Source organism: Acidovorax sp. NB1, from assembly GCF_005405905.1.
Lineage (GTDB): Bacteria > Pseudomonadota > Gammaproteobacteria > Burkholderiales > Burkholderiaceae_C > Acidovorax.
In genome coordinates, this window is sequence record NZ_BJHU01000013.1 from 130,626 (window position 1) to 155,129 (window position 24,504).

The 24,504-nt window shown below is 68.1% G+C and carries 16 protein-coding genes; 11 read left to right on the forward strand and 5 right to left on the reverse strand.

The genetic code is table 11. The annotated features are described in order from the left end of the window. Nucleotides 1–33 precede the first annotated feature (33 nt). A complete protein-coding gene (locus AvAM_RS05350) occupies nucleotides 34–1,257 on the reverse strand; it encodes a D-amino acid dehydrogenase (protein ID WP_171012143.1) in 1,224 nt (407 codons plus the stop codon). A gap of 336 nt (nucleotides 1,258–1,593) precedes the next feature. Between AvAM_RS05350 and AvAM_RS05355 the strand changes: the two genes are divergently transcribed. Further along, the gene (locus AvAM_RS05355; protein WP_137746114.1) at nucleotides 1,594–2,484 is read left to right on the forward strand and encodes a transporter substrate-binding domain-containing protein; all 891 of its coding nucleotides are present in this window, start codon (nucleotides 1,594–1,596) and stop codon (nucleotides 2,482–2,484) included. A 12-nt stretch (nucleotides 2,485–2,496) separates the two neighbouring features. Then, entirely contained in the window at nucleotides 2,497–3,285 is a 789-nt protein-coding gene (locus AvAM_RS05360; protein WP_137746115.1) for an aspartate/glutamate racemase family protein, read from the forward strand. A 66-nt stretch (nucleotides 3,286–3,351) separates the two neighbouring features. Here AvAM_RS05360 and AvAM_RS05365 read toward each other — a convergent pair whose 3' ends face one another. Next, nucleotides 3,352–5,742, reverse strand: coding sequence for a GGDEF domain-containing protein (locus AvAM_RS05365; RefSeq protein WP_137746116.1), 2,391 nt, complete (start codon nucleotides 5,740–5,742; stop codon nucleotides 3,352–3,354). Nucleotides 5,743–6,028: 286 nt separating this feature from the next. Here AvAM_RS05365 and AvAM_RS05370 point away from each other — a divergent pair, with 286 nt between their 5' ends. Together AvAM_RS05370 and AvAM_RS05375 are read left to right on the forward strand one after the other, a co-directional pair. Continuing rightward, nucleotides 6,029–6,925: a dienelactone hydrolase family protein gene (locus tag AvAM_RS05370; RefSeq protein ID WP_137746117.1), complete on the forward strand. Its 897-nt coding sequence runs from the start codon at nucleotides 6,029–6,031 to the stop codon at nucleotides 6,923–6,925. A gap of 143 nt (nucleotides 6,926–7,068) precedes the next feature. Continuing rightward, nucleotides 7,069–7,911 carry a ZIP family metal transporter gene (locus AvAM_RS05375; protein ID WP_137746118.1) on the forward strand — a complete coding sequence of 281 codons (843 nt, stop codon included), beginning with the start codon at nucleotides 7,069–7,071 and terminating at the stop codon, nucleotides 7,909–7,911. 165 nt (nucleotides 7,912–8,076) lie between these two features. Here the strand turns inward: AvAM_RS05375 and AvAM_RS05380 are convergent, their stop codons facing one another. Both AvAM_RS05380 and AvAM_RS05385 read right to left on the reverse strand, forming a co-directional pair. Further along, nucleotides 8,077–8,826, reverse strand: coding sequence for a LytTR family DNA-binding domain-containing protein (locus AvAM_RS05380; RefSeq protein ID WP_137746348.1), 750 nt, complete (start codon nucleotides 8,824–8,826; stop codon nucleotides 8,077–8,079). An 8-nt stretch (nucleotides 8,827–8,834) separates the two neighbouring features. Next, nucleotides 8,835–10,094: a sensor histidine kinase gene (locus tag AvAM_RS05385; protein WP_137746119.1), complete on the reverse strand. Its 1,260-nt coding sequence runs from the start codon at nucleotides 10,092–10,094 to the stop codon at nucleotides 8,835–8,837. A gap of 52 nt (nucleotides 10,095–10,146) precedes the next feature. On the opposite strand from AvAM_RS05385, the gene argH reads away from it, so the two are divergent. From argH to AvAM_RS05400, 3 genes are all read left to right on the forward strand, one after another. After that, nucleotides 10,147–11,619: an argininosuccinate lyase gene (argH, locus tag AvAM_RS05390; protein WP_137746120.1), complete on the forward strand. Its 1,473-nt coding sequence runs from the start codon at nucleotides 10,147–10,149 to the stop codon at nucleotides 11,617–11,619. A gap of 166 nt (nucleotides 11,620–11,785) precedes the next feature. After that, nucleotides 11,786–12,778: a Bug family tripartite tricarboxylate transporter substrate binding protein gene (locus AvAM_RS05395; protein WP_137746121.1), complete on the forward strand. Its 993-nt coding sequence runs from the start codon at nucleotides 11,786–11,788 to the stop codon at nucleotides 12,776–12,778. Nucleotides 12,779–12,928: 150 nt separating this feature from the next. Continuing rightward, nucleotides 12,929–14,371, forward strand: a complete 1,443-nt coding sequence (locus tag AvAM_RS05400; RefSeq protein ID WP_137746122.1) for a diguanylate cyclase domain-containing protein — start codon at nucleotides 12,929–12,931, stop codon at nucleotides 14,369–14,371. A 36-nt stretch (nucleotides 14,372–14,407) separates the two neighbouring features. On the opposite strand, the gene AvAM_RS05405 is transcribed toward AvAM_RS05400, so the two are convergent. After that, complete coding sequence (locus AvAM_RS05405; RefSeq protein ID WP_137746123.1) at nucleotides 14,408–15,010, reverse strand: hypothetical protein; 603 nt, start codon at nucleotides 15,008–15,010, stop codon at nucleotides 14,408–14,410. A gap of 312 nt (nucleotides 15,011–15,322) precedes the next feature. On the opposite strand from AvAM_RS05405, the gene AvAM_RS05410 reads away from it, so the two are divergent. The 4 genes from AvAM_RS05410 to pbpC are packed head-to-tail and all read left to right on the forward strand — an operon-like array spanning nucleotide 15,323 to nucleotide 24,489. After that, nucleotides 15,323–21,319, forward strand: a complete 5,997-nt coding sequence (locus AvAM_RS05410) for an alpha-2-macroglobulin (protein ID WP_137746124.1) — start codon at nucleotides 15,323–15,325, stop codon at nucleotides 21,317–21,319. 54 nt (nucleotides 21,320–21,373) lie between these two features. Further along, nucleotides 21,374–21,742, forward strand: a complete 369-nt coding sequence (locus tag AvAM_RS05415) for a hypothetical protein (RefSeq protein ID WP_137746125.1) — start codon at nucleotides 21,374–21,376, stop codon at nucleotides 21,740–21,742. Continuing rightward, a complete protein-coding gene (locus tag AvAM_RS05420; protein ID WP_137746126.1) occupies nucleotides 21,735–22,088 on the forward strand; it encodes a hypothetical protein in 354 nt (117 codons plus the stop codon). The genes AvAM_RS05415 and AvAM_RS05420 overlap by 8 nt, the downstream gene beginning before the upstream one ends. Beyond that, on the forward strand, nucleotides 22,078–24,489 hold the full coding sequence (gene pbpC, locus AvAM_RS05425) for a penicillin-binding protein 1C (RefSeq protein ID WP_137746127.1): 2,412 nt from the start codon (nucleotides 22,078–22,080) through the stop codon (nucleotides 24,487–24,489). Before AvAM_RS05420 ends, pbpC begins: the two co-directional genes overlap by 11 nt. Nucleotides 24,490–24,504 lie beyond the last annotated feature (15 nt).

Genomic DNA, 24,504 nt, shown 5'->3' on the forward strand with positions numbered 1-24,504 from the left:
TCGCGATCCCTCACGAGATCGTGAGCAACGATCTCAGGCGGGTGCCAGCAGTTCGGCGACCTGTGCCGCTGTGCCAAACGCCAGCGTGAAGCCCAGCGAGCCATGGCCGGTGTTGAGCAGCAGGTTGTCGGGCCCACTGGCGTGTGGGCCCACCACGGGCAGGCCGGTGGGTGTGGCGGGGCGCATGCCGGTCCAGGGGCGCAGCTCCTCAAACTCGCTGCAGCCCGGGAACAGCGCGCGTGCGGCGTTGCACAGGCTCTCGATGCGTGCGGGCGGGATGCGGGCGTCATGCCCCACCAGCTCGGCCATGCCCGCCACGCGCAGGCGGTGGCCAATGCGTGCAAAGACCACCTTGCGGGCGGCATCGGTCACGTTGACGCGGGGCACCGTGCCAGGGGCGGCGTTGGCCCCGGTGGTATCGAGCGTGATGCTGTAGCCCTTGAGCGGATACACCGGCAGGCGAAGCCCCAGCGTGCGGGCCACCGCGTGGCTGTGGCTGCCCAGCGCCAGCACAAACTGCTGGGCTTCGACCGCACCGGCGCTGGTCTGCACGGCCGCAATGCGACGGCCCTGGCGCACAAAACCCCGGACCTGTGCCCCCAGCAGAAACCGCACGCCACGCGCGGCCAGCACGGCCTGCAGCCCCTGGCACAGCTTGAGGCAGTCGGCTGCGCATTCGCTGGGGGTGTAGATGGCACCGGCGATGCGGGATTGGTAGTGGTGCAGCGCGGGCTCGATCTCAGCGCAGCGGGCGGCCGACACGGCCTGCTGCTGGCTGCCCCAGGCCCGTTGCAGCTCCATCTGCCGCTGGGCAGCGGCCAGACCGGCGGGCGTGTCGTACAGCACCAGCTTGCCGGTGCGGGAGAAGTCGCAGTCGATGGACTCGGCCTGCAGCATGGCTTCGAGCCCGTGGCGGCTCAGTGCGGCCAGGGCCAGCAGGCGTTCGGTGCTGCGTTCGGACGTGTGCCGGTTGCATGCGCGCAAAAAGGCAAGGCCCCAGTGCCACTGGTGTGTGTCCCACTGCGGGCGCAACTTGAGCGGGGAGCTGGGCGACAGCAGCAGGCGGGGCAGCTGGCGCCAGATGCTGGCGTCGGCCAGGGGCTGCACATAGCTGTAGCTGAGTTGGGCGCCATTGCCGCCACTGGCGCCCATGCCAGGCTGGGCCTGGTCGATGACGGTGACCTGGAAGCCGCGCTGCTGGAGTTCATACGCCGTGGCCAGGCCGACAATGCCTGCGCCCAATACACATACCTGCATCTTGTGGGGAATGGATGGTTGACTGATTGCAGGCCAATGTAGGGCGCGGTCTGCGCTTTGAACAATGCCAATGCCGAGCCTGCCTATGCCGGTAAGTTATGTGCTTCAGCCTCCATCGCCCCAGGCCTGGCCTTTGCATGGGGCATGGCGCAAATGGTGCGTGCTGAAGCAATTTGGTGCAGCGGTGTGCACTGCAAAAGAGCCATAACTTTTCATCATGACGCACCCCCGCGAATGAATTGTTCAAAGGCGCCGCGAGTTTTTACAGTGCCCCTGCGTTCTGTTTTTCCTCAACCCGCGTACCCGCTTACCTGCTTTTTTTGCAAAGGGATCCCCATGAAGCTCTCCGCCGTCACGTCTGCTGCCCTGGTGTGGGTTGGCCTGCTGTCCTGCACCGTGGCCCATGCCGACACCCTCAAGAAGATTGCCGACTCGGGCAAGATCACGCTGGCCTACCGTGAGTCGTCGGTGCCCTTCAGCTACCTGTCGGGCCCGGGTGTGCCCGTGGGGTTTTCGGTGGACATTTCCAACGCGGTGGTGGACGCGGTGAAGAAGCGCCTGAACAACCCGGCCATCAAGGTGGAGCTGCAGGCCGTGACATCGCAGAACCGCATTCCGCTGCTGACCAACGGCACCATTGACCTGGAGTGCGGATCGACCACCAACAACACGGTGCGTGGCAAGGATGTGCAATTTGCCATCAACTACTTCTACACCGGCACACGCCTGCTGACCAAGAAGACCTCGGGCGTCAAGAACTACGCCGACCTGGCCAGGAAGAAGGTGGCCAGCACCTCGGGGACCACCAACGCGCAGGTCATCCGCAAGTACAACCGCGACAACAACCTCGACATGGACATCGTGCTGGGCAAGGACCATGACGACTCCCTGTTGTTGGTGGATTCGGGGCGGGCTGAGGCTTTTGCGATGGACGACATCCTGCTCTTTGGCCTGATGGGCAATCAGCGCAACCCCGCCGAGTGGATGGTGGTGGGCGATTCGCTGCAAGTGGAGCCCTACGCCTGCATGCTGCGCAAGGACGACCCGCAGTTCCAGGCGCTGGTCAACGGCGTGATCGGCGGGATGATGAAGTCCGGCGAATTCGACAAGCTCTACACCAAGTGGTTCATGTCGCCCGTGCCGCCGCGCAACCAGAACCTGAACCTGGCTATGAGCAAGGAGCTGCGCGAGAACCTGGTGGCGCAGAGCGACAAGCCCGCACAGTAAGCCGGAGTACGCATGTCTTTGGTGTCTGCAAGCCCCACGCACGCCCCGCAGGTGGTGGGCATCCTGGGCGGGATGGGCCCGGCTGCCGGGGCTGATTTTGTACGCCTGTTTGTGCAGGCCTGCACAACACGCATGGAGGTGCTGGGTATTCCGGTGCGTGACCAGACCTACCCCGAGCACTGGCTGGCGCAGGTGCCCATCCCGGACCGCACGGCTGCACTGAGTGACACGCGCCCCGGTGCCCACCAGCCCGCAGACCCCATGCTGCAGGCCACCGGGCGGCTGGCTGCGCTGGGTGCGCGGGTGGTGGCGATTGCCTGCAACACGGCCCACGCGTGGCACGGCATCCTGCAGCAGCGGTTTCCGCAGATGGTGGTCTTGCATGGCGTGCAGGAAGTGGTGGCCGAGCTGTCGGCGCGCAAGGTGCAGGGCGTGGGGCTGCTGGCCACACGCGGCGCCTACGACGCGGGTCTTTACCAGCGTGAGCTGGAGCGGGCGCGCATCGCCTGCTTGGTGCCCGAAGACCATGAGCGCGAGCAGCTGATGCAGGGCATCTATGAAGGTGTGAAAGCGGGCAATTACCCGCTGGCGCGCCAGCGCTTTGAAGCTGTCTCGATGGCGCTGCAGGAGCGCTACGGCGTGTCCACGCTGATCATGGGTTGCACCGAGATTCCGCTGGCGCTGTCGGAGCATCCCCGGCTGGAAGGGATATCGCTGGTGAACCCCTCGGTGGTGCTGGCCTCGGCGCTGGCCCGGCATGCTTACTGCGATATGCCCACCGAGGGCATTGCCCAGGCCTGAAAATTTTCAGGCCAGAAGCCTTGAGGGTCACTGCAGGCGGCGTGTCTGGCGCATTGGGCCCCGGGATCAGCCCGTCGCATCAAACACCTCCAGCCGGTTGCGGCCGCCATGTTTGGCGCGGTACAGGGCCGCGTCGGCGGCCTGCACCAGGCTGTCTGGCTGGGCCCCAGGGCGCGGCACCACGCTGGCCACCCCCGCACTGAGCGTGATGATGGGCGCCGTGGGCGAGCGGGGGTGGGCCAGGGCGGCCGAACGCAGGCTGTCCATGCAGCGCTGGGCGGCCGTCACCGCATCGGCCACGGTGGCGTCGGGCAGCAGCAGCACAAATTCTTCGCCACCATACCGCGCAGCAATTTCGTCCGCACGGCGGATGTTGCCCTGCAGCAGTTGGGCCACGCGGCGCAGGCATTCATCGCCCGCCAGGTGGCCGTAGTGGTCGTTGTAGAGCTTGAAATGGTCGATGTCGATCAGCACCACGGCCAGTGGCAAGTGGTGGCGGCCGCAGCGCATCCACTCGGCGGCCAGCCGCTCGTCAAAGCGGCGCCGGTTGCTGATGCCGGTCACGCCGTCGGTGGTGGACAGCAGGGCCAGCTTGGCGTTGGCGGCGGCCAGTTCCTGCTCCTTGCGCACCAGCTGGGTCACATCGGTGCGCACACCGGCGATGCCGCCCTGGGGGGTGCGCCGTTCGTCGGCCTGCAGCCAGCGGCCCTCGGGCAGGCGCTGCAGCACGGCCTGATTGGCCGCGCGGTGGTCGGCCACGCGCTGGGCGACCCAGTTCTCTTCGTTGCCTACGGCGTCCAGGTACTGGCCCCTCTCGGCGCCGTAGCGTGCAATCTGCTCAAACGTGCTGCCTGGCACGATCACCGGCGCGGAGATGGGGTAGAGCCTGCGGTACTGCGCGTTGCACACCACCAGCCGGTCGTCGGCATCGAACAGGGCGAACCCTTCGGGCAGGGATTCCACGGCGTCCTGCAGCAGCTGGCGCGCCTGCTGGGCTGCCTCCTGGGCGCTTTCCAGGGCCTGGCGCTGCTCGATCAGGTCGGTGATGTCCAGGCGCACCGCCACCACATAGTTCTCGGGGGTGCGGGTTTCGTAGATGTTGATCCAGCGCCCGTCGGCCAGGCGCTGCACCAGAGTGGACGTGCGGCTGCCGTGCTCGGACAGGCGCTCGGCGATCCAGGCCTCCTCGCGGCCCTGGGCCGAGGGGATCAGGCCCCGCTCCACCGAATAGCGCAGGATGTCTGCAAAGGCCTTGCCCAGATGCTCTGCGTAGTTCATGTGCGGGTACATGCGCGTGAGCTGCTGGTTGAAGAGCACCAGCCGGTCCTGCTCGTCAAAGATCTCGATGCTCACGGGCAGGGCCTCGACCGCACGCTCCAGCAACTGCCGTATGCGCTGGTTCTCTTGCCGGGCGGCATCGACCTTGTGGCGCTGCTCGATCAGGTCGCTGATGTCCAGGCGCACCACCACCGTCATGCCCGAGGGCGTGCGGCTTTCGTGCATGTGCATCCAGGCGCCGTTCGGGTAGTGGCGCACCTCCGGGCCGGGCCGGTGGCCGCGAAGCGCCAGCTCGTGCGCCAGCCACAGCTCTTCCTGGCCGCTGGCCTCCGCAGGGATGCCGTGGCGCAGGCCCGCACGCAGCAGCTCTTCGTAGGTCTTGCCCAGCGATTCAGCCACCGGCAGGTGCGGGCGCAGGCGTGCCATCTGGTCGTTGCACAGCACCAGGCGGTCGTTCTCGTCGTAAATTTCGAGCCCGGCGGGCATGGCATTGACCGCTTCGCGCAGGCTGCGTTCGGCGCGCTCGGCGTCGTGCAGCGCCTGCTTGAGTGCGCGCTCCTTGTGCACCACATCGGTGATGTCGGCACGCAGCACCACCACGCCGCCGCCTTCGGTGAGGCGCTCGGTGATCCGCATCCAGCGGTCGCCTTCGACTTCCTGCACCTCGGGCAGGTTGGGGGCGCGGTGGCGGGCCATGCGGTGGGCCAGCCAGGTGTCCACGTCGGGCCGGGCGTCCACGATGTGGCCGGAACGTGCGGCGCGGCGTAGCACATCCTCGAACAAGGTGCCGTAGTCGAGGGCCATCGAGGTGCCCGTGTTCACCTCGCGGTACTGGGCGTTGCACAGCACCAGGCGGTCGTCGGCGTCATAGATGGCCAGCCCGTCCGGCAGGATGTCGAGCGTGGCCGACAGCTGGGTGTTGGCGCGCTGTGCGGCCGCCTGGGCATCGTGGGCGGTGGCGCGCAGCGCCAACACCTGCCGCACCAGCCACCATGACAGCAGAGCGCTGGCCAGCAGACCGGCGCCTGCTGTGGTGAACGCGATGCGGGTGACCAGGTCCATCGACCGGCTGGCCAGGGCCCAGGTCAGCAAGGCCAGGCCGCCGCTGCCACAAGCCCCCGCCACCAGCAACGCCAGCAGGTGTCCGCGCGGCAGGGTGGAGGGCGTGGTGCGGTGCATGCGGTGGGGCAGTCGCGGCTAGGGGCTGAGGGGCTGGTTTACCTGGCGGGTATGGGGTGGGTGGGTGGGGCGCACGCGGCAAAAGCCGGGCGGTTCGAAGAAAGTCTAGCAGTGCTGCCCCAATTTCGATACCCGAAAATGCCGCCCTGCGGTAAACCCCAGCTGGCTGCAGACGTCGCCTTGAGCCCGCTCCGGGGGCTGCCGCAAGGCGGCCTGCAAAACCCCGCAACAAGCCCTAGACTGCGGGGCTCGTCCCCTTCTTGGCCCCCTTTTTTGGAGAACCCCCATGTTCAATGACGACCTCCACGCCGATGCCCACGCCCTGTTGCCCGGGCGCACCACCGACGCGGGCGCCACCCGCCGCACCGCGCTGCAGGCGGCGCTGGGCCTTGGTTATGCGGCTGCAGCCGCGCCCATCATGGCCCAGACGGCCATTGCCACACCCGCCGATGGGCTCACGGTGGGGGAGGTGAGTTTCACGGTCAACGGCTTCAAGGTGCCCGCCTATCGTGCTGCGCCTGCGGGCAAGACGGGCCTGCCGGTGGTGCTGGTGGTCCAGGAGATTTTTGGCGTGCACGAGTACATCGCCGACACCTGCCGCCGGTTCGCCAAAGCGGGCTACCTGGCCATTGCGCCGCAGTTGTATGCGCGCCAGGGCGATCCCTCGCAGTACACCGAAATCGCCAAGCTCATGGCCGAGGTGGTCTCCAAGGTGCCCGACGCCCAGGTGATGGCCGACCTGGACGGCGCCGTGCAGTGGGCCGCCGCCAACGGTGGCGACGCGGCGCGTGTGGGCATCACCGGCTTTTGCTGGGGCGGCCGAATCACCTGGCTGTATGCCGCACATGGCCCGGTCAAGGCCGGTGTGGCCTGGTATGGCCGCCTGGTGGGCCAGGCCAGCGAACTCACGCCCAAGCACCCGGTGGACATCGCCCCCATTCTCAAGGCGCCGGTGCTGGGTCTGTATGGCGAAAAAGACACCGGCATCCCTCTTGACACGGTTGATAAGATGAAAGCTGCCTTGGCCGGTGGCTCGCCGCAGGCCAAGGCATCGGATTTTGTGGTGTACCCCGATGCGCCCCACGCCTTCCATGCCGACTATCGCCCAAGCTACCGCAAGGAAGCGGCCGAGGATGGCTGGAAACGTGCGCTGGCCTGGTTCAAGGCCCAGGGCGTGGTGTGACCCCTCCCGCGTGACCGAATCCGGCGCTGTGCCGGTGGGTTGACAGCAGCCGCCCCCACGGGGGCGGCTTTTTTGTCGCGGTTTGGGGTGTGTTTTTGAAGAGCAAATAGGCCTTTGCGCCTATCTATAAAGCGTATTTAGCTATGACTTTGGTAGCGATCATCCTGGCCACACTGGCCGCAGGCATTGGCAGCGTGTGGCTGGCCGCGCTGCTCATGCGGCTGGGCCTGGGCGGGCGGGCCGACAGCGTGGGGCCCCAGCACCTGCTCAGCCTGGCGGCGGGCGCGCTGCTGGCCACGGCCTTCATGCACTTGCTGCCCGAGGCGTTCGAGAGCCAGGCGGGCGCCCACGACCTGTTTGCCACGCTGCTGGTGGGCGTGGTGTTCTTCTTTTTGCTCGACAAGGCCGAGCTGTGGCACCACGGGCATGAACACAGCCACCCGGAGCCCGCACCGCAAGGCCACGGGCATTCCCACGATGCCCAACACGGCCATGACCATGGCCATGGCCATGCGCACCATCACCACGGCCCGCGCTCGGGCGGCTGGGCCGTGCTCACGGGCGACAGCGTGCATTGTTTTGGCGACGGCATCCTGATCGCCTCGGCCTTCATGGCCGACCTGCGCCTGGGGGTGATTGCTGCCGTGTCGGTGCTGGCGCACGAGGTGCCGCACCACATGGGCGACCTGGTGGTGCTGCGCCAGACCAGCACCAACCGCCGCATGGCGCTGGTCAAGGTGTCGCTGGCCGGGGCGGTGACAGCGCTGGGCGGCGTGGTGGGCTACTTCCTGGTGGGGCAGCTGCAAGACCTTTTGCCCTACTTCCTGGCGGTGGCGTCCAGCAGCTTTGTGTATGTGGCGCTGGCCGACCTGATTCCCCAGCTGCAAAAGCGCCTCACGGCCAGGGAAACCATTGCGCAGATCGCCTGGTTGATCGCGGGCATGGTGATCGTCACGCTGGTGAGCGGGGCGGCGCACGCGCATTGATGTTGCGGGTGGGCACCGGTGGGTGCCAGCCGGGCCTGGCCCCGCCTTTTCAGAGGGAGTAGCCCCCGACTACCGCCCCGGCAAGCCTATATTTGTCGATTGCTATATTGTTTGTAGCTAACTTCTGTTGATGGTAGCGCGGAGGGGCCCTAAAAAGCTTCCAATCTACCGCGCCAACTCTTCCCGCACCGCTGCCACCTGCCTGCGCGACACCGCCAGCAGCTCGGTCGATCCCTGCAGGCGCACGGCCCAGCCTTCGCCTTCTTCGGGGTCGTAGTGTTTTTCGAGCGCGCGCACGGCGCGGCGGGCCACCAGGGCGTTGCGGTGGATGCGCATGAAGCGCGGCGCGAACTTGGCTTCGATCTCGCTGAGCGAGCCGTCCATGATGTAGCTGCGGGTGGGGGTGCGCACGGTCACGTACTTTTGTTCGGCCTTGAAGTACAGCACCTCGGCCAGGGGCAGGCGCTCGGTACGGCCCCGGTCCTGGATCAGCAGGGTTTCGCCCTCGGGTACGCTGGGGGCTGCGGCCGGCGCGGGGGCGCGGGCGCTGCGCTGCACCTTGGCCAGCGCCTGCTGCAGGCGCTCGCGGCGCACGGGTTTGGTGAGGTAATCCACGGCATCCAGCTCGAACGCGCTCACCGCATGGTCGGCGTGGGCCGTGACAAACACCACCGCCGGGGGCTGGGGCAGGGCCTGCAGCGCATGCGCCAGCGAGAGGCCGTCCTGCCCCGGCATGTGGATGTCCAGCAACACCAGGTCGAACGCGCGCCCCCCCGTGGGCCCCAACTGCGCCAGTGCCTCGCCCGCGTTGGCGGCCTCGGCCACGGAGATGCGCTGGGTGTCGGCGCAGTCGGACAGCAGGGTGCGCAGGCGGCTGCGGGCCAGGGCTTCGTCGTCAACGATGAGGATGTTCATGGCAGCGGTCATGGGGAGTGGGGATCGTCCGGGAGCGGATGCTCGTCGGGTGCAGGCACCGCGCCCCGGCGCAGCGGTGGCGCACCCCGGCGCAGGGGGGGCCGCACGCGGGCCGATTGGCCGGGGCGTTGTCTGGATTCGGGCAACGGCAGCGAGATGCGCACCTGGTACAGGCCATCCTGCACGCCCGCCGTGAATTCGCCCTGCACATCGTGCAGCAGCGCCAGCCGGGCCCGCACATTGGCCAGCGCAATGCCATGCCCTTTGCTACTGCCCGCGCCGGTGTCGTCAGGCGTACCGTGGCGGCCTTCCTTGGGGGGCAGCGTGTTGGTGATGCGCACCACCACGCGGCTGCCGCGCAGCTCGGTCAGCACCCGCAGCTTGCCGCCGCGCGCACTGGGCTCCACGCCATGTTTGACGGCGTTTTCGACCAGCGGCTGCAGCAGCAGCGGGGGCAGGCGGGCGTTGTCGGTGCGCGGGTCCAGGTTCCACTGCACCTGCAGGCGTTTGCCAAAACGCACCTCCTCGATGGCGAGGTAGCGGCGCGCCAGCGTGATCTCTTCGGCCAGCGTGACCGATTCACCTTGCTCCACCAGGGCCACGCGGAACAGGTCGGAGAGGTCCTCCAGCAGCGATTCGGCCTTGGCGGGCTCTTCGCGCACCAGGGCGATGGCGCTGTTGAGGGTGTTGAACAAAAAATGCGGGCGGATGCGCGACTGCAGCTCGGTCAGGCGCGCCGTGGTGGCCGCCGGGGTGCGGCCCCGTGCGCGCAGCACCAGGGCTGCCACCAGCATCGCGGCCAGCAGGGCGCCCGTGGCTGCGCTCGCCAGCCAGGGGGGCGAGGCGGCCATGCCCACCAGCGCCAGCATGCCGCAGCCATAGGCACCGGCCAGCGCGCCCAGCAGCACGCCGGCCGCATACTGCTGCGCGGTGGACAGGCGCTGCAGCACGGTCTTGAGGCTGCAGGCCGTGATCAGCCACACCAGCGTGGCGGGCAGCGCGCCGCCCGTGAGCAGCGCCAGGCTGGCCAGCCACTGCAGCGGGCTGCTGGCGCCATACATGGCCCCCACGCCCACCACCACCTCCACAAACAGCACGGCCCGCAGCACCACGCCGACCTGGCAGGCATCAAACACCAGGGCCCGACCACGCGGCGGCTGCCCGCCCGGCCCGGCGCCCGCAGCGGCCCGCACGCTGCGCACGGACCGTTCTGGAGGCGCAGAATCCGGCAGCGGGGGCGGGGTCGATAAAATTTGCGTGTTTTGCATTGCGGCGCCCGGGTTGTCCGGGTGTCTGAACTTCCGGATTATTGCCCTCCTTATGTCCAAAGCCCAAGCCACCAGCGCTGACTCTGCGCCGTCCCACAACCAGCTCGACACCAAGGCCCAGGCCTGGTCGGCGCTGTTTTCCGAGCCCATGAGCGATCTGGTCAAGCGCTACACCTCCAGCGTGTTCTTCGACAAGCGCCTGTGGCAGGCCGACATCGCTGGCAGCCTGGCGCACGCCGAGATGCTGGCGGCTCAGGGCGTGATCTCTGCCGCCGACCACGCCTCCATCCAAAAAGGCATGGCACAGATCACCGCCGAAATCGAGTCCGGCGCCTTTGAATGGAAGCTGGACCTTGAAGACGTGCATCTGAACATCGAGGCGCGCCTGACCCAGCTGGTGGGCGACGCCGGCAAGCGCCTGCACACCGGCCGCAGCCGCAACGACCAGGTGGCCACCGACGTGCGCCTGTGGCTGCGCGGCGAGATCGACCTGATCGGCGACCTGCTGAAAGAACTGCAAGTCTCGCTGGTGGATGTAGCCGAGCAGAACGTCGAGGTGATCCTGCCCGGCTTCACCCACCTGCAGGTGGCCCAGCCCGTGAGCTTCGGCCACCACATGCTCGCCTATGTGGAAATGTTCAACCGCGATGCCGAGCGCATGGCCGACGTGCGCCGCCGCACCAACGTGCTGCCGCTGGGCAGCGCCGCACTGGCGGGCACCACCTACCCGCTGGATCGCGAGCGCGTCGCCAAAACCCTCGGGATGGACGGCGTGTGTCAGAACAGCCTGGACGCCGTGAGCGACCGCGACTTCGCCATCGAATTCACCGCCGCCGCCAGCCTGTGCATGGTGCACGTGAGCCGCCTGAGTGAAGAACTCATTATCTGGATGAGCCAGAACTTCGGCTTCATCAAGATTGCCGACCGCTTTACCACCGGCTCGTCGATCATGCCGCAGAAGAAGAACCCCGACGTGCCCGAACTCGCGCGCGGCAAGACCGGCCGCGTGGTCGGCCACCTCATGGGCCTGATCACGCTGATGAAGGGCCAGCCCCTGGCCTACAACAAGGACAACCAGGAAGACAAGGAGCCGCTGTTCGACACCGTGGACACGCTCAAGGACACGCTGCGCATCTTTGCCGAGATGGTCGGCGGCCAGCTGAACCCTGCCACCGGTAAGAAGGAGGGCGGCATCACCGTCAATCCGCAGGCCATGGAGCAGGCCGCACTCAAGGGCTACGCCACCGCCACCGACCTGGCCGACTACCTGGTGAAGAAGGGCCTGCCGTTCCGTGACGCGCACGAGACGGTGGCGCACGCAGTGAAGGCCGCCACCTCGCACAACTGCGACCTCTCGGAGCTGCCGCTCACGGTGCTGCAGGGCTTCCACCCCCAGATCGAGAAGGACGTGTACGAGGTGCTGAGCCTGCGCGGCTCGCTCAATGCGCGCAATACGCTGGGCGGCACCGCGCCCGCCCAGGTGCGTATCCAAGTCGCCCGCCACCGCGCGCGCCTGGAAAAGTAAGGACGGCCCCCTGAGGCGCTGTGCGCCTTCCTCCCTCCCGAACTGCTGCGCAATGCGGGAAGGGGGATTCCGCCACCGCAGTGCGGTGGCCGCTGGCCCGGGTCGTGCTTGGTGCACGGGCGATCTCCACAGCCCCCTTTTTTGTTGAATCAACCTGAGTTCTGCCATGACAACAACCTCCCGCCGCAAACTGCTGTCCCGCCTGGTGCGCACCGGTGCCTTTGTGGGCGCCGCACTGGCTGTGGGCCTGGCATCGGCCCAATCGGCCAAACCCATCCGCCTGCTGGTGGGTTTTCCACCCGGCGGCGGCACCGATGCCATTGCGCGCACGCTGGCCGAAAAGCTCAAGGATGAGCTGGGCCAGCCCGTGGTGGTCGAAAACCGCCCCGGTGCGGGCGGCCAGATTGCCGCGCAGGCGCTCAAGGCCTCGGCGCCAGACGGCACCACGCTGTTCCTCACGCACGACCACACCATCTCCATCCTGCCCCAGGTGGTCAAGAACCCCGGCTTCGACCCCGCGCGCGACTTTGTGGCCGTGGGCGGTTTTGCCACCTTTGTGAACGCGTTTGCCGTCTCGGGTGGCACCCCCGCCAAGTCGTTCACCGAATACGTGGGCTGGCTCAAGGCATCGGGCGGTGGCAAGGGGGCGGTGGGCATTCCTGCACCGGCCTCCACGCCGGAGTTCCTGGTCAAGCTGATCGGGCAGAAGTACCAGCTGGACCTGGTGTCCGCACCCTACCGGGGCAGCGCCCCCATGATGGCTGACATGCTGGGCAACCAGATCAGCGCGGGCGTGGCCTCGGTGCAGGATTTCATGGAAAACCACAAGGCGGGCAAGGTGCGCGTGGTGGGCGTGCTGGGCACCAAGCGCCAGGCTGCGATGCCCGACGTGCCCACGTTCGATGAGATGGGCCTCAAGGGCTTTGAAGACCTGCCGTACTACGGCATCTACGCCCCCACCGGCACGCCGCAGAAGTTCATCACCGACTTCTCGAGCGCGCTGGCCAAGGTCGTGGCCCAGCCCGATGTGCGCGACCACCTCACGGCCATGGGCCTCACGGTGGGCCATATGTCGCCCCAGCAACTGGCCGCGCGCGAGAAGGCCTACACCGAGGCCTGGGCGCGCATCATCAAGACCAGCGGCTTCGTGGCGCAGTAAGCCGGCCCAGGCAGGCCGGGGCTGGCGCCCAAGATGCGGGCGGGCCTGCCGCGCGCAGGCTGCGTTCGCTTATGCTGTGCCCGGCCTCCGCGCTCCGGGCGCAGTTCCGGTGTGCGAGGGGTCGCATTTTTTTGCACTCCTTCTTTTCCCATGCCCACCAGCCGCCTTCCTTCCAACTGGATCCAGCATCGGTACCTGCCCCTGGTGGTGGGGGTGTGCAGCGGCGCGCTGGCCGCGCTGCTGGCCTGGGTGGTCATCGACATTTCGCACACCAAGGCCCGGGCCGAGATTGCGGCCCAGGCGCAAAGCCACCTGCTGCAGATCCGCGATCGGCTGGACCGGCAGCTGCAAAGCACCTTGTCGGTGCCTGAAACGGTGGCTGCCTTCATTGCCGCGCAGGGCAGCATGGCGCCCGACATCTTTGCCACCGTGGTCGGCCGCCTGCTGGAGCACCAGCGCAACATCCGCAACCTGGCGCTGGCGCCCGACAACGTGATCGCCGACGTGTATCCGCGCGTGGGCAACGAGCGCGCCATCGGCCTGCGCTACCTGGACAATCCACAGCAGCGCGGCGCCGTGGAGCGGGCCATCCAGTCCCGCCGCACGGTGGTGGCGGGCCCCATCCCCCTGGTGCAAGGGGGGCTGGGCATCATCAGCCGCACGCCCGTGTTTCTGGCCCACCCGCCCGAGCGGCCGCCCGTGGGCGGGCCGCAGTACTGGGGCATCGTGTCGCTCACGGTCAATGCCGACACCCTGTTTGCCGACGTGGGGCTCAACTCCGAGCAGATGGGCTTTCAGGTGGCGGCGCGGGGCCTGGACGCCATGGGCGCGCAGGGCGCAGTATTTGTGGGTCGCCCCCAGCTGTTTGACGAAGCCCCGGCCACGCTCGATGTGCCGCTGCCCGGTGGCGGCAGCTGGATTCTGGGGGCTGTGCCCACGGGCGGCTGGGGCGCCGCAGGCCGTGCGCCCGCATTGGTGGTGATGCTGGCCTATGCCTTTGCGCTGGTGCTGGGTCTGCTGAGTGCGCGGCTGGTGCGGGCGCACCAGCAGGTGCTGGCCCTGGCCAGCCACGACCGCCTCACGGGGCTGCCCAACCGGCGCCTGTTTGAAGACCGCCTGTCGCAAGCCGTGCTGGCGGCCTACCGCGACCACCGCGCCGGTGCGCTGCTGCTGGTGGACCTGGATGGCTTCAAGGCCGTCAACGACAGCCTGGGCCATGGCAGTGGCGACCAGGTGCTGGTGCGTGTGGCGCAGCGCCTGACGGGGCTGGCGCGCGCCAGCGACACGGCGGCCCGCCTGGGGGGCGATGAATTTGCGCTGGTGCTCAACGCCGTGGCCTCGCCCGAGGCCGCCATGGAGCAGGCGCACAAAGTGCTGGCGGCGCTGGTGGCGCCCATCGGGCTCGACAACGGCCAGCATGTGCTCACGGGGGCCAGCATCGGTGTGGCGCTGTTCCAGGGCCCGGCGGTGGAGTCCCTGTCCGCGCTGATGGACCGTGCGGACCGCGCGCTCTACGCCAGCAAACATGGCGGCAAGGGCCAGGCCACGCTGGCCGATGCACCGGCGGGCGGTGCCACGGCGCAGCCGGGCTGACCGGCAGGGGTGTGCGCTGGCACCCCCCTTGGTTCGTCAGTGCAGGGCCACCTGGGGTTCGCTGCGGGGCGCGCCGCCTAGGCCCATCTTCTTGCCCGTTTCGGGTGGTGGCAGCACGGCGGGCAGGCCCAGCGCCTGGATGGCCAGTTCGCGGTGCCAGCCCTGGATGTGCTGCAGGTGGTGCTCCTCGTTTTTCTCCACGGCCTTGTGGGCGGCCTTCAGCGTCTGACCCACGTCGCCCACGGCCACCCGGGCCACCCGGCCCAGCAGCTCCCAGTTGGCGTGGTCCTTGGTTTCGGCGTGCAGCACACATTCGCAGGCCACGCGCTGGGCGGTGTCCGGGTCGCTGGTGCGCTGAGCGGTCTCGATGGCTTGCACCCAGGCGTCGCCCAGTTGCCGGACCACGGCCCGCGCGGCCGTGGGGGCCTGCGGGTCCAGGCCCAGTGCGTCGCACATGCGGCGCACCACACCCTGGTGCGCCTGGCTGTCCCTCAGGTAGCCCTGCCATTCTTTCTTCAGGGCGGGGTGGTGGGCGCAGGCAAGGGCGGCGCGGTACACCCGCTCGCCGACCTGTTCGGTCTCCATCATCTGCAGCACCAGTTCATCCAGCTGGTGGCTGTCGTAATGCACGCGGTTCATGGCATCTCCTTGCAGTGGGATTGGCGTGGGCCGCGCGCTAGGCAGGGGGAGGGCCGCGCAACGCAGCAGCTTGGAACAGGTTTTTGCCAGTGTGCGCACTTTGGGCGGGCCTGTCCATCGGGGGAAAAGCCCGATGGCTACCCCGGCAGACTGCATTGCAGCCCCTATACGTAAGCGCTTGCAACGCTGCGTTGGCCCAGGTGCCGTTTTGTTACGCTCGCAGGTCGCGCCAATCCCCTTCCCCGCGCGGGGGCACTGGGGACGCCTGCCCTGGGCAGCCCGACAGGCTCCCAGTTCCTTCGGAGGGGAAAAATGAACAAGAAACAATGGATGCTGGCGGTCAGCCTGTCGCTGGTGGCCTGGGGGGCGCAGGCCCTGCAGATCAGCAGCTTCTCGCCGCAGGGCGAGGTGGCGCGTGTGCGCCAGGTGGTGGCCAAGTTCGATGCCGCTGCGGTCAATTTTGGCGACCCCAAGGCTCCCGCGCCCCTGAGCCTGAGCTGCAGCGACGCCAACGCCGCCAAAGGCACGGGCCGCTGGACGGGCGAGCGGGAATGGGTGTTTGACTTCGAGCGCGACCTGCCGCCCGGCGTGCGCTGCACGGCCACCGTCAAGATGGGGTTCAAATCGGCCCTTGGCGCTGAGCTGACGGGCACAAAAAGCTATCAATTCAATAGCGGTGGCCCGTTTGTGCAGGTCATCCGCCCCAACCCCTACGAACAGATCGACGAAGAACAGTTCTTCGTGCTGCAGCTCAACGGCCCTGCCACCGTGGCCAGCGTGCAGGAGCATGTGTGGTGCACTGCCGAGGGAGTGGGCGAGCGCATTCCCGTGCGCTTGATCGAGGGTGCGCAACGCGCCGAAATCCTCAAGGCGCTGGGCCTGGAGAAAAGCGCGCAGCAGGATCCGCTGCAGTACGCCACCCTGGCCTGCAACCGGCGCTTCACCTCGGGCTCGCGCATGCAGATCGTGTTTGGCAAGGGGGTGGTCACGCCCAGCGGGGTGCCCAACACGGTAGAAAAGCGCTTTGACTTCAAGGTGCGCGAGCCGTTCTCGGCCGAGTTCAGCTGCGAGCGCGAGAACGCGCAGGCCGCCTGTCTGCCCATCCGGCCCCTGCAGCTGTCCTTCAACACGCCGGTGCCGCGCAGCCTGGCCACGGCCATCCGCCTCAAGTCGGCCAAGGAAACCCTCAAGCCCCAGACCGATGGCGGCATCGAAAGCCAGAAGGGCGATGCGCTGGTCAACAGCGTGCAGTTTGCCGCGCCCCTGGCCGAGAACACGGCCTTCACGCTGGAGCTGCCCAAGGATTTCAAGGACGCCTCGGGCCGCCCGCTGCGCAATGCAGACAACTTCCCGCTCAAGGTGTCCACCGGCGGCATGCCGCCCCTGGCCAAATTTGCAGCGGCGCCGTTTGGCATCGTCGAGCGTTTTGCCGAAGGCCCCGCATCAGACAACCCGCCCGCGCTGCTGCCGGTGACCCTGCGCAATGTGGAGGCCGCCCTGCGCGTGCAGGGCCTGCAGCCGGGCACGCCCGGTGCAGCGGCACCGGCAGGCAAGGTCAGCACGCTCCAGCCCGGCACCGATGCCGAGATCATTGCGTGGTTCCGCAAGGTCAAGCGCTATGACAACTACGTGGTGGACCGCAAGCAGGCCCGCCAGGACGTGACCGGCCCGCTGCCCAAGGTGCTGGACGACGACCGCAGCCATGTGCAGACACGCATGCTGTCGCTGCTGGCGGGCAAGGGTGGCGTGAAGACGCTGGACCTGCCCAAACCATCGAGCAACGACCCGCGCCCATTCGAGGTGGTGGGCATTCCGCTCTCGCCCGGCTTTCATGTGGTGGAGATCGCATCGCAAAAACTCGGCGCCTCGCTGCTGGACGACCGCCATGGCGAAGGCCGCACGATGTACGTGCGCACCTCGGCCCTGGTGACCAACCTGGGCGTGCATTTCAAGCTGGGCCGCGAGAACGCGCTGGCCTGGGTGACCACGCTGGACAAGGGCCAGCCCGTGCAGGGCGCCAAGGTGCGCGTGTCCGACTGCCGGGGCAACGAGGTGGGCACCGCCACCACCGACGCCCAGGGTGTGGCCCGGATCGAGGGGCTGTCGCCCGAGGCACCCACCTGCAGCGGCGATGACTGGACCCAGGCCTATTTCGTGAGCGCACGCTCCAAGGGGGCAGACGGCGTGGAAGACATGGCCTTCACCTGGAGCGACTGGCAGCGTGGCATCGAGCCCTGGCGCTTCAACGTGCCCACGCACACCGGCCCGCGCCCTACCGAGCGGGCCCACACCATTTTCGACCGCACCCTGCTGCGCGCAGGCGAAACCGTGTCGATGAAACATGTGCTGCGCACCGAAACCCGCAAGGGCTTTGGCCTGCCCAAGGAGCGGCCCGAGACCCTGGTGATCACCCACCTGGGCAGCGGCCAGCAGTTCACCCAACCGCTGGCCTGGCGCGACACCGCCACCGGCGGCCTCAGTGCGCAAAGCAGTTTTGCCATTCCGCCTGCGGCCAAGCTGGGCGTTTACCAGGTGGAGCTGCGTAACGATGCGGACAACGAACGCAGCTTCAGCTCGGGCGAGTTCCGGGTCGAGGAGTTCCGCCTGCCGGTGCTGGAAGGCCGCATCGCGCCTGCCGACAAGAAGGCGCTGGTGCGCGTGCGCTCCGTGCCCACCGATGTGCAGATCAACTACGTGGCCGGTGGCGGCGCGGCCAACCTGCCGGTGCGCGTGTCGGCCATGGTGCGCGGCAAGTCGCTGAACTTCAGCGACTACGAGGCGTTCAGCTTCACCCCCCCGCGCAAGCGCGACCAGTCCAACGCCAACAGCGATGACGAGGAGGCCACGGCCAGCCAGGATGCGCGCGTGATTGCCGACAAGCTGCCGCTCACGCTCAACAAGGACGGCGCGGGCAAGGTCACCATTGACAACGTGCCCCAGGCGCGCCAGCCGCAGGAGCTGGTGATGGAAGCCACCTACGCCGACCCCAACGGCGAGGTGCAGACCCTGCGCAGCACACAAACCCTGTGGCCCGCCGGTGTGGTGGCAGGCATCAAGACCGAGGGCTGGGTGTCGGCCCGCCAGAAGATCCGCTTCCAGGCGCTGGCGCTGCAGCACACCGGCAAGCCCGCGCCTGACGTCGCGCTGCAGGTGCAGGCGATTGCGCGCATCACCACCACCACGCGCAAGCGCATGGTGGGCGGCTTCTACAGCTACGACAACCAGACCGAAACCAAGGACCTGGGCACGCTGTGCAGCGGCAAGAGTGATTCGCGCGGCCTGCTGCTGTGCGAGTCCAAACTCGACGAGGCGGGCGAGGTGGAACTGGTGGTGACGGCCACCGACAAGGACGGCAACACCAGCGTGGCCGCATCGTCGGTGTGGGTCACGCGCCAGGGCGAGCTGTGGTTTGGCGGCGAAGACCACGACCGCATCGACCTGCTGCCCGAGAAGAAGAGCTACCAGCCCGGCGAGACCGCCAAGTTCCAGGTGCGCATGCCCTTCCGCTTTGCCACGGCCCTGGTGGCGGTGGAGCGCGAAGGCATCATCGACACGCAGGTGGTGCAGCTCAACGGGCAGGACCCCACGGTGAGCCTCAAGATCCAGCCCGAGTGGGGGCCCAACGTGTACGTGAGCGTGCTGGCCCTGCGCGGCCGCCTGCGCGAGGTGCCTTGGTACAGCTTCTTCACCTGGGGCTTCAAGTCGCCGCGTGAGTGGTGGACCTCATTCTGGTACGAAGGCCGTGAATACCAGGCGCCCACGGCGCTGGTGGACCTCTCCAAGCCCGCGTACCGCCTGGGCCTGGCCGAGATTCGCGTGGGCACGCAGGCCCACCAGATTGACGTGAAGGTGCAGGCCGACAAGGAAAGCTATGCCGTGCGCGGCAAGGCGCAGGTCACCATCACGGCGACCCTGCCGGGTGGCAAGCCCGCCGCTAATGCCGAAGTGGCTGTGGCCGCCGTGGACCAGGCGCTGCTGGAGCTGATGCCCAACAACAGCTGGAACCTGCTCGAAGCCATGCTCCAGCGCCGCAGCTGGGGGGTGGAGACATCGACCGCGCAGATGGAAATCATCGGGCGCCGCCACTATGGCAAGAAGGCCGTGCCCGCCGGTGGTGGCGGTGGCAAGGCGCAGACGCGCGAGCTACTCGACACGTTGTTGCTGTGGGAGCCCGCGCTCAAGCTCGACGCCAATGGCCAGGCCAAGGTGACGGTGCCGCTCAACGATGCGCTGACCACCTTCAAGATCGTGGCCGTGGCCGATGCGTCCACCGGCCTGTTTGGCACCGGCAGCACCAGCATCCGCGCCACGCAGGATTTGCAGATCATCAGCGGCCTGCCGCCCCTGGTGCGCGAGGACGACCAGTTCCGCGCCCAGATCACGCTGCGCAATACCACCAAGGCGGCGATGAAGGTGGAGGTGGCCCCCCGCGCCACGCTGCTGGAGCTGAAGCCGCAGACCATCGACATCCCGGCCGGAGAGGCGCGCGAGGTGTCGTGGAACGTGACCGCACCCGCCCAGCTCGCGCAGACCCGCACCCAGGCCATCCTGTGGGAGATCGAGGCCAAGGACACTGTCAGCGGCGCGCGCGACGCGCTCAAGGCCAGCCAGAAGCTCATCCCGGCCGTGCCGCTCACGGTGCAGCAGGCCACGCTGGTGCAGGTGGATGGCAGCTTCAATCTGGACGTGAACCCGCCTGCTGATGCTTTGCCCGGACGGGGCGGCCTCAAGCTGGCGCTGCAGCCCAAGCTGGCCGAAGGGCTGCCCGGCGTACGCGACTGGTGGGCCCGCTACCCGTTTGCCTGCCTGGAGCAAAAGACCAGCAAGGCCGTGGGCCTGCGCGATGGTGCGTTGTGGCAGACGGTGGTGGCGCAGCTGCCCAACTACCTTGACAGCGACGGCCTGGCCAACTACTTCCCGCCGCGCGATGGCGATGCCAACCGGGGCAGCGACACGCTCACCGCCTACGTGCTGGCCGCCACGCACGAGGCCGCCGCCATCAACCCCGCCTTTGCGCTGCCCGACGATGTGCGCGCCCCCATGGAGCGCGGTCTGATCGCCTTCATCGAAGGCCGCATCGAGCGCAGCTTCTGGAGCCCGCGCAAGGACCTGGACATGCGTAAGCTCGCCGCCATCGAGGCGCTGTCGCGCTACGGCAAGGCCCAGGGCCGCATGGTGAGCAGCATCACCGTGGCGCCCAACCAGTGGCCCACGCACGCGGTGATCGACTGGGTGAATGTCTTGAAGCGCGTGGCCGATGTGCCGCAGCGCGACCAGCGCCTGGCCGAAGCCATGCAGGTGCTGCGTGCACGCCTGTCGTTCCAGGGCACCAAGCTCATCTTCAGCACCGAGCAGGACGACTATTGGTGGTGGCTGATGCAAAACGGCGATGTGAACACCGCGCGCCTGATGCTGGCCGTGATGGACGACCCCAGCTGGAAGGACGACATGGGCCGCCTGGCCAATGGCTTCATCGGCCGCCAGAAGGCGGGCGCCTGGCACACCACCACGGCCAACCTGTGGGGTGGGCTGGCGCTGGAAAAATTCAGTGCCAAGTTCGAGGCGGTGCCAGTCTCCGGCACCACCAAGGCCAGCATGGGTGGCAACACCGCCAGCGTGGACTGGAGCAAGGTCGAGCGTGTGAAGACCAGCGACCTGACCGGCGCGCCCCACCAGGGCACCTGGTTCGGCGCCCCTGCATCGCCGGGCAACCTCAAGAACAACGGCATGTTCCTGCCTTGGACATCCGCTGCTGGCAAAACCGGTGGTAAGGAGCAGCTGGCTGTCGCGCACCAGGGCCCCGGCAAGCCCTGGCTCACACTGCAGTCGGTGGCCGCCATCCAGCTCAAGGCGCCGTTTGCGGCAGGTTATGCCATCACCAAGACCATCACGCCCGTGGAGCAGGCCAACAAGTCGCTGCCAGCAGGCCAGTACACGCGCGGCGACGTGCTGCGCGTGACGCTGGAAGTCAACGCCAGCGCCGACATGACCTGGGTGGCCATCACCGACCCCGTCCCGGGCGGCGCCACCATCCTGGGCAGCGGCCTGGGCCGCGACTCCGCCATCGCCACGCAGGGCGAAAAGGCGCGCACCGGCCCCGGCTGGCCCGCGTTTGAGGAGCGCAGCTTCGAGTCCTTCCGCAGCTACTACGAGTACCTGCCCAAGGGCACTGTCAAGATGGAATACACCGTGCGCCTGAACAACGTGGGCGACTTCGCGCTGCCCCCGAGCCGTGTCGAGGCGATGTACGCGCCCGAGATGTTTGGCGAGTTTCCCAACGCGCGGGTGAAGGTCGAAGCGGCGAAGTAATTCGCTGTTGCACCACATGCATCTTCAGCCACCCCAACCCGCTCCATCACGGCCATGAGCCTCAGCGTATTTGTCGAGCTGCGGTTCTGGCTGCTGGTGGTGTTTTCGGTGGTGCTGCCCGTGGGCATCTATGCGCTGCTGTTGGCCACCCGGTCCATCTCGCGCATGGCGGTGTTGGGCTTTGGCGTGGCGCTGGTGCTGATTGCGGGGGTGGACGTGTACCTGCTGCAGTCGCTCGCGTCGCTGGCCAAGACAACGCCGTCGCTGGCGGACGACGCGGTGTTCCTCTCCGAACTCAGCATCGCGCTGTATGTGCTGCCTGTGGTGTTTGGTGGCATTGGCGTCAACCTGATGTCGCATGTGCTGCTGCGCCACCTGAGCGAGGCAGAAACCCGGTTTGACCGGGAGCATCCCGATGATTGAACGGTGGCGATCTCCCTTGCGCCCCGGGTGGTGCGCGGTGCTGGCTGGCACCCCCCTGGCCGCCCACGCTCATGGGCAGGAGGTGCTGGCCGTGGTGTACGCCCAGGCGGCGGTGGTGGGGGTGTGCCTGCTGCTGGTGTGGTGGGTGCCTGGGCTGCGCGCGGGCCGCTGGGCTGTGGCGCTGGGCTGCGGGGCCGGGGTGGTGCTGGCCTGGGCGCGAGTACTGGATTTGCCCCGCCAGTCCCACGCTGCCGAGACCATGGCCTGGATGGTGCTCTCGCCGCTGCTGGGCGCCGCCGGGGCCGTGCTCTGGGCCTGGGTGCGCCGAGGCCGCCATGGTCGCTGACATCGGCCTGGCCGCGCGGGTGGGGCGCTGGTGGCGGCAGCATGCCCCTAGCCCGTTGGCGTTGTTTGCTGCGTTTTTGATAGCTTTTGCGGCAAGCCCAGCGCGCGCAATACCCACTTTTGACGAGGTGCGGGCTGATTTCAAACCCTCCGACACCGTGCTGCTCTCGCGCGAAGGCGAGGTGGTGCAGCGCCTTCGCACCGACCCCACGGTGCGGCGCGGGCGGTGGGTGCCGCTGGCCGACATCTCGCCCGCGCTGCGCCAGGCGCTGGTGCTGAGCGAGGACAAGCGCTTTTTTGAACACAGCGGGGTGGACTGGCGCGCCGCATCGGCCGCCGCCTGGGGCAACCTCTGGAACCAGCGCACACGCGGCGCCAGCACCATCACCATGCAGCTGGCGGGTTTGCTCGACGGCCCGGACTCCGATTTCCTGCGCCAGAGGCCGGGCGGGCGCACCGTGGTGCAAAAACTGGGGCAGACGGTGGCCGCCCAGGTGCTGGACCGGCGCTGGCGCAAGGACCAGATCCTGGAGGCCTACCTCAACCTCGTGCCGTTTCGCAGCGAGCTGGTGGGCATCGACGCGCTGAGCCGCACGCTGTTTGGCAAGGCTGCCCATGGCCTGGACGACCGCGAGGCGGCCGTGGCTGCCTCGCTGGTGCGCGCGCCCAATGCCCGGCCTGCGCTGGTCGCGCAGCGGGCGTGTGGGGTGTTGCGCGATATGCAGCGGAGTGGCGTCGGCGGTAGTGGTAGCGGTGGTAGCGGTGGTAGCGGTGGGGCCCGCATCGCCTGCGATGCGCTCGACCTGTTCACCACCGCCGCGCTGCAGCGCCGCGCGTTTGACGCGAGCGAAGGTGTGGCCCCGCACTTTGCGCGCCACCTGCTGCGCCAGCGCTTTGGCAAGGACAGCGTGGTGCCCGAGCGTGTGCAGAGCACGCTGCGCGCACCGCTGCAGCGCTTTGCCGTGCAGACCCTGCAGCAGCACCTGCGCGAGCTGCGCGGGCGCAATGTGGAAGACGGCGCGGTGCTGGTGCTCGACAACGCCACGGGCGCGGTGCTGGCCTGGGTGGGCTCGTCGGGCCAGCTCAGCCAGGCGAGCGAGGTGGACGGCGTGCTGGCGCTGCGCCAGCCGGGCTCTACGCTCAAGCCGTTTCTGTATGGGCAGGCGATTGCAGAGCGGCGCCTCACGGCCGCGTCGCTGGTGGATGACTCGCCCGCGCACATCGCCACGGCGGGCGGGCTCTACATCCCGCAGAACTACGACCGGCAGTTCAAGGGCTGGGTGTCGGTGCGCACGGCGCTGGCGGCGTCGCTCAACGTGCCGGCGGTGCGCACGCTGGTCATGGTCACGCCCGATGCGTTCCACCGCCAGCTCGGTGCCGTGGGCCTGCCGCTGCGCGAGAGTGGTGATTACTTCGGCTACAGCCTGGCGCTGGGCAGTCCCGAGGTGCCGCTCTTGCATCTGACCAACGCCTTTCGCACACTGGCTAATGGGGGGCGGCTGAGCCCGGTGGCCCTGGCCTGGCCTGCCACGGGCCGCCCACCCGCGTTCACCCAAGGGATGGACCCGCGCGCGGCCTTCATCGTGGGCGACATCCTCTCGGATGTGAACGCTCGCGCCCGCACCTTCGGCACCGACAGCGTGCTCGCCACGCGCTTCTGGACGGCAGTGAAGACCGGCACCAGCAAGGACATGCGCGACAACTGGGCCGTGGGCTGGTCCGAGCGCTACACCGTGGGCGTGTGGGTGGGCAACGCCAGCGGCGCGGCCATGCACGACGTGAGCGGCACCAGCGGCGCCGCGCCCATCTGGGCGGCGGTGATGGGCTTTTTGCACGCGCGCGAGCCCAGCCGTGCACCCAGGCCGGCGCAGGGGCTGCTGCAGGCGAAGGTGCGGTTTGGTCCAGGGCCCGTGGCAGATGGCATGCTGGGCCGTGCGCCCGACCTCCGCCTGCCGCTGGAGGCCGCGCGCGAAGAGTGGTTTGTGCAGGGCACGCAGCAGCCCTTGTTTGCTATTGATTCAGTAGCTGATAAGCCATATCCATCGCGCGCAGAAGGCCCAAAAAGCTTCAAAAAAGAGCTTGCCCAGGCGGCCGAGGCACCCGGCAGTCCGGCCCGCATCACCGCGCCCGCTCCCGGCACCATCATTGCGCTGGACCCGGACATTCCCCCCGCGCGCCAGCGCCTGCAGTTCACGGCCACGGGCGACGGGCTGCTCTGGCGCATGGATGGCAAGCCCCTGGGCCGGGGCCCGCGTGTGGCCTGGCTGCCCTGGCCGGGGCGGCATGTGGTGCAGATCACCGATGCCCGAGGGCAGGTGCTGGACGAGATCCGCATCGAGGTGCGCGGAGCGGGCGTGGTGGCAGGCACAGGGACATCCCTAACCCGTGCGGCAACGCCTTGACGCGCCCAAAGCCGA

Bases quoted from the DNA above. Each gene is read 5' to 3' on its own strand.
- AvAM_RS05380 (WP_137746348.1), bottom strand. From the start codon at position 8,826: ATGAACATCCTCATCGTTGACGACGAAGCCCTGGCCCGCAGCCGCCTG.
- AvAM_RS05420 (WP_137746126.1), top strand. From the start codon at position 21,735: ATGATTGAACGGTGGCGATCTCCCTTGCGCCCCGGGTGGTGCGCGGTG.
- AvAM_RS05395 (WP_137746121.1), top strand. From the start codon at position 11,786: ATGACAACAACCTCCCGCCGCAAACTGCTGTCCCGCCTGGTGCGCACC.
- AvAM_RS05385 (WP_137746119.1), bottom strand. From the start codon at position 10,094: ATGCAAAACACGCAAATTTTATCGACCCCGCCCCCGCTGCCGGATTCT.
- AvAM_RS05405 (WP_137746123.1), bottom strand. From the start codon at position 15,010: ATGAACCGCGTGCATTACGACAGCCACCAGCTGGATGAACTGGTGCTG.
- pbpC (WP_137746127.1), top strand. From the start codon at position 22,078: ATGGTCGCTGACATCGGCCTGGCCGCGCGGGTGGGGCGCTGGTGGCGG.
- AvAM_RS05370 (WP_137746117.1), top strand. From the start codon at position 6,029: ATGTTCAATGACGACCTCCACGCCGATGCCCACGCCCTGTTGCCCGGG.
- AvAM_RS05365 (WP_137746116.1), bottom strand. From the start codon at position 5,742: ATGCACCGCACCACGCCCTCCACCCTGCCGCGCGGACACCTGCTGGCG.
- AvAM_RS05360 (WP_137746115.1), top strand. From the start codon at position 2,497: ATGTCTTTGGTGTCTGCAAGCCCCACGCACGCCCCGCAGGTGGTGGGC.
- AvAM_RS05355 (WP_137746114.1), top strand. From the start codon at position 1,594: ATGAAGCTCTCCGCCGTCACGTCTGCTGCCCTGGTGTGGGTTGGCCTG.
- argH (WP_137746120.1), top strand. From the start codon at position 10,147: ATGTCCAAAGCCCAAGCCACCAGCGCTGACTCTGCGCCGTCCCACAAC.
- AvAM_RS05375 (WP_137746118.1), top strand. From the start codon at position 7,069: ATGACTTTGGTAGCGATCATCCTGGCCACACTGGCCGCAGGCATTGGC.
- AvAM_RS05350 (WP_171012143.1), bottom strand. From the start codon at position 1,257: ATGCAGGTATGTGTATTGGGCGCAGGCATTGTCGGCCTGGCCACGGCG.
- AvAM_RS05410 (WP_137746124.1), top strand. From the start codon at position 15,323: ATGAACAAGAAACAATGGATGCTGGCGGTCAGCCTGTCGCTGGTGGCC.
- AvAM_RS05415 (WP_137746125.1), top strand. From the start codon at position 21,374: ATGAGCCTCAGCGTATTTGTCGAGCTGCGGTTCTGGCTGCTGGTGGTG.
- AvAM_RS05400 (WP_137746122.1), top strand. From the start codon at position 12,929: ATGCCCACCAGCCGCCTTCCTTCCAACTGGATCCAGCATCGGTACCTG.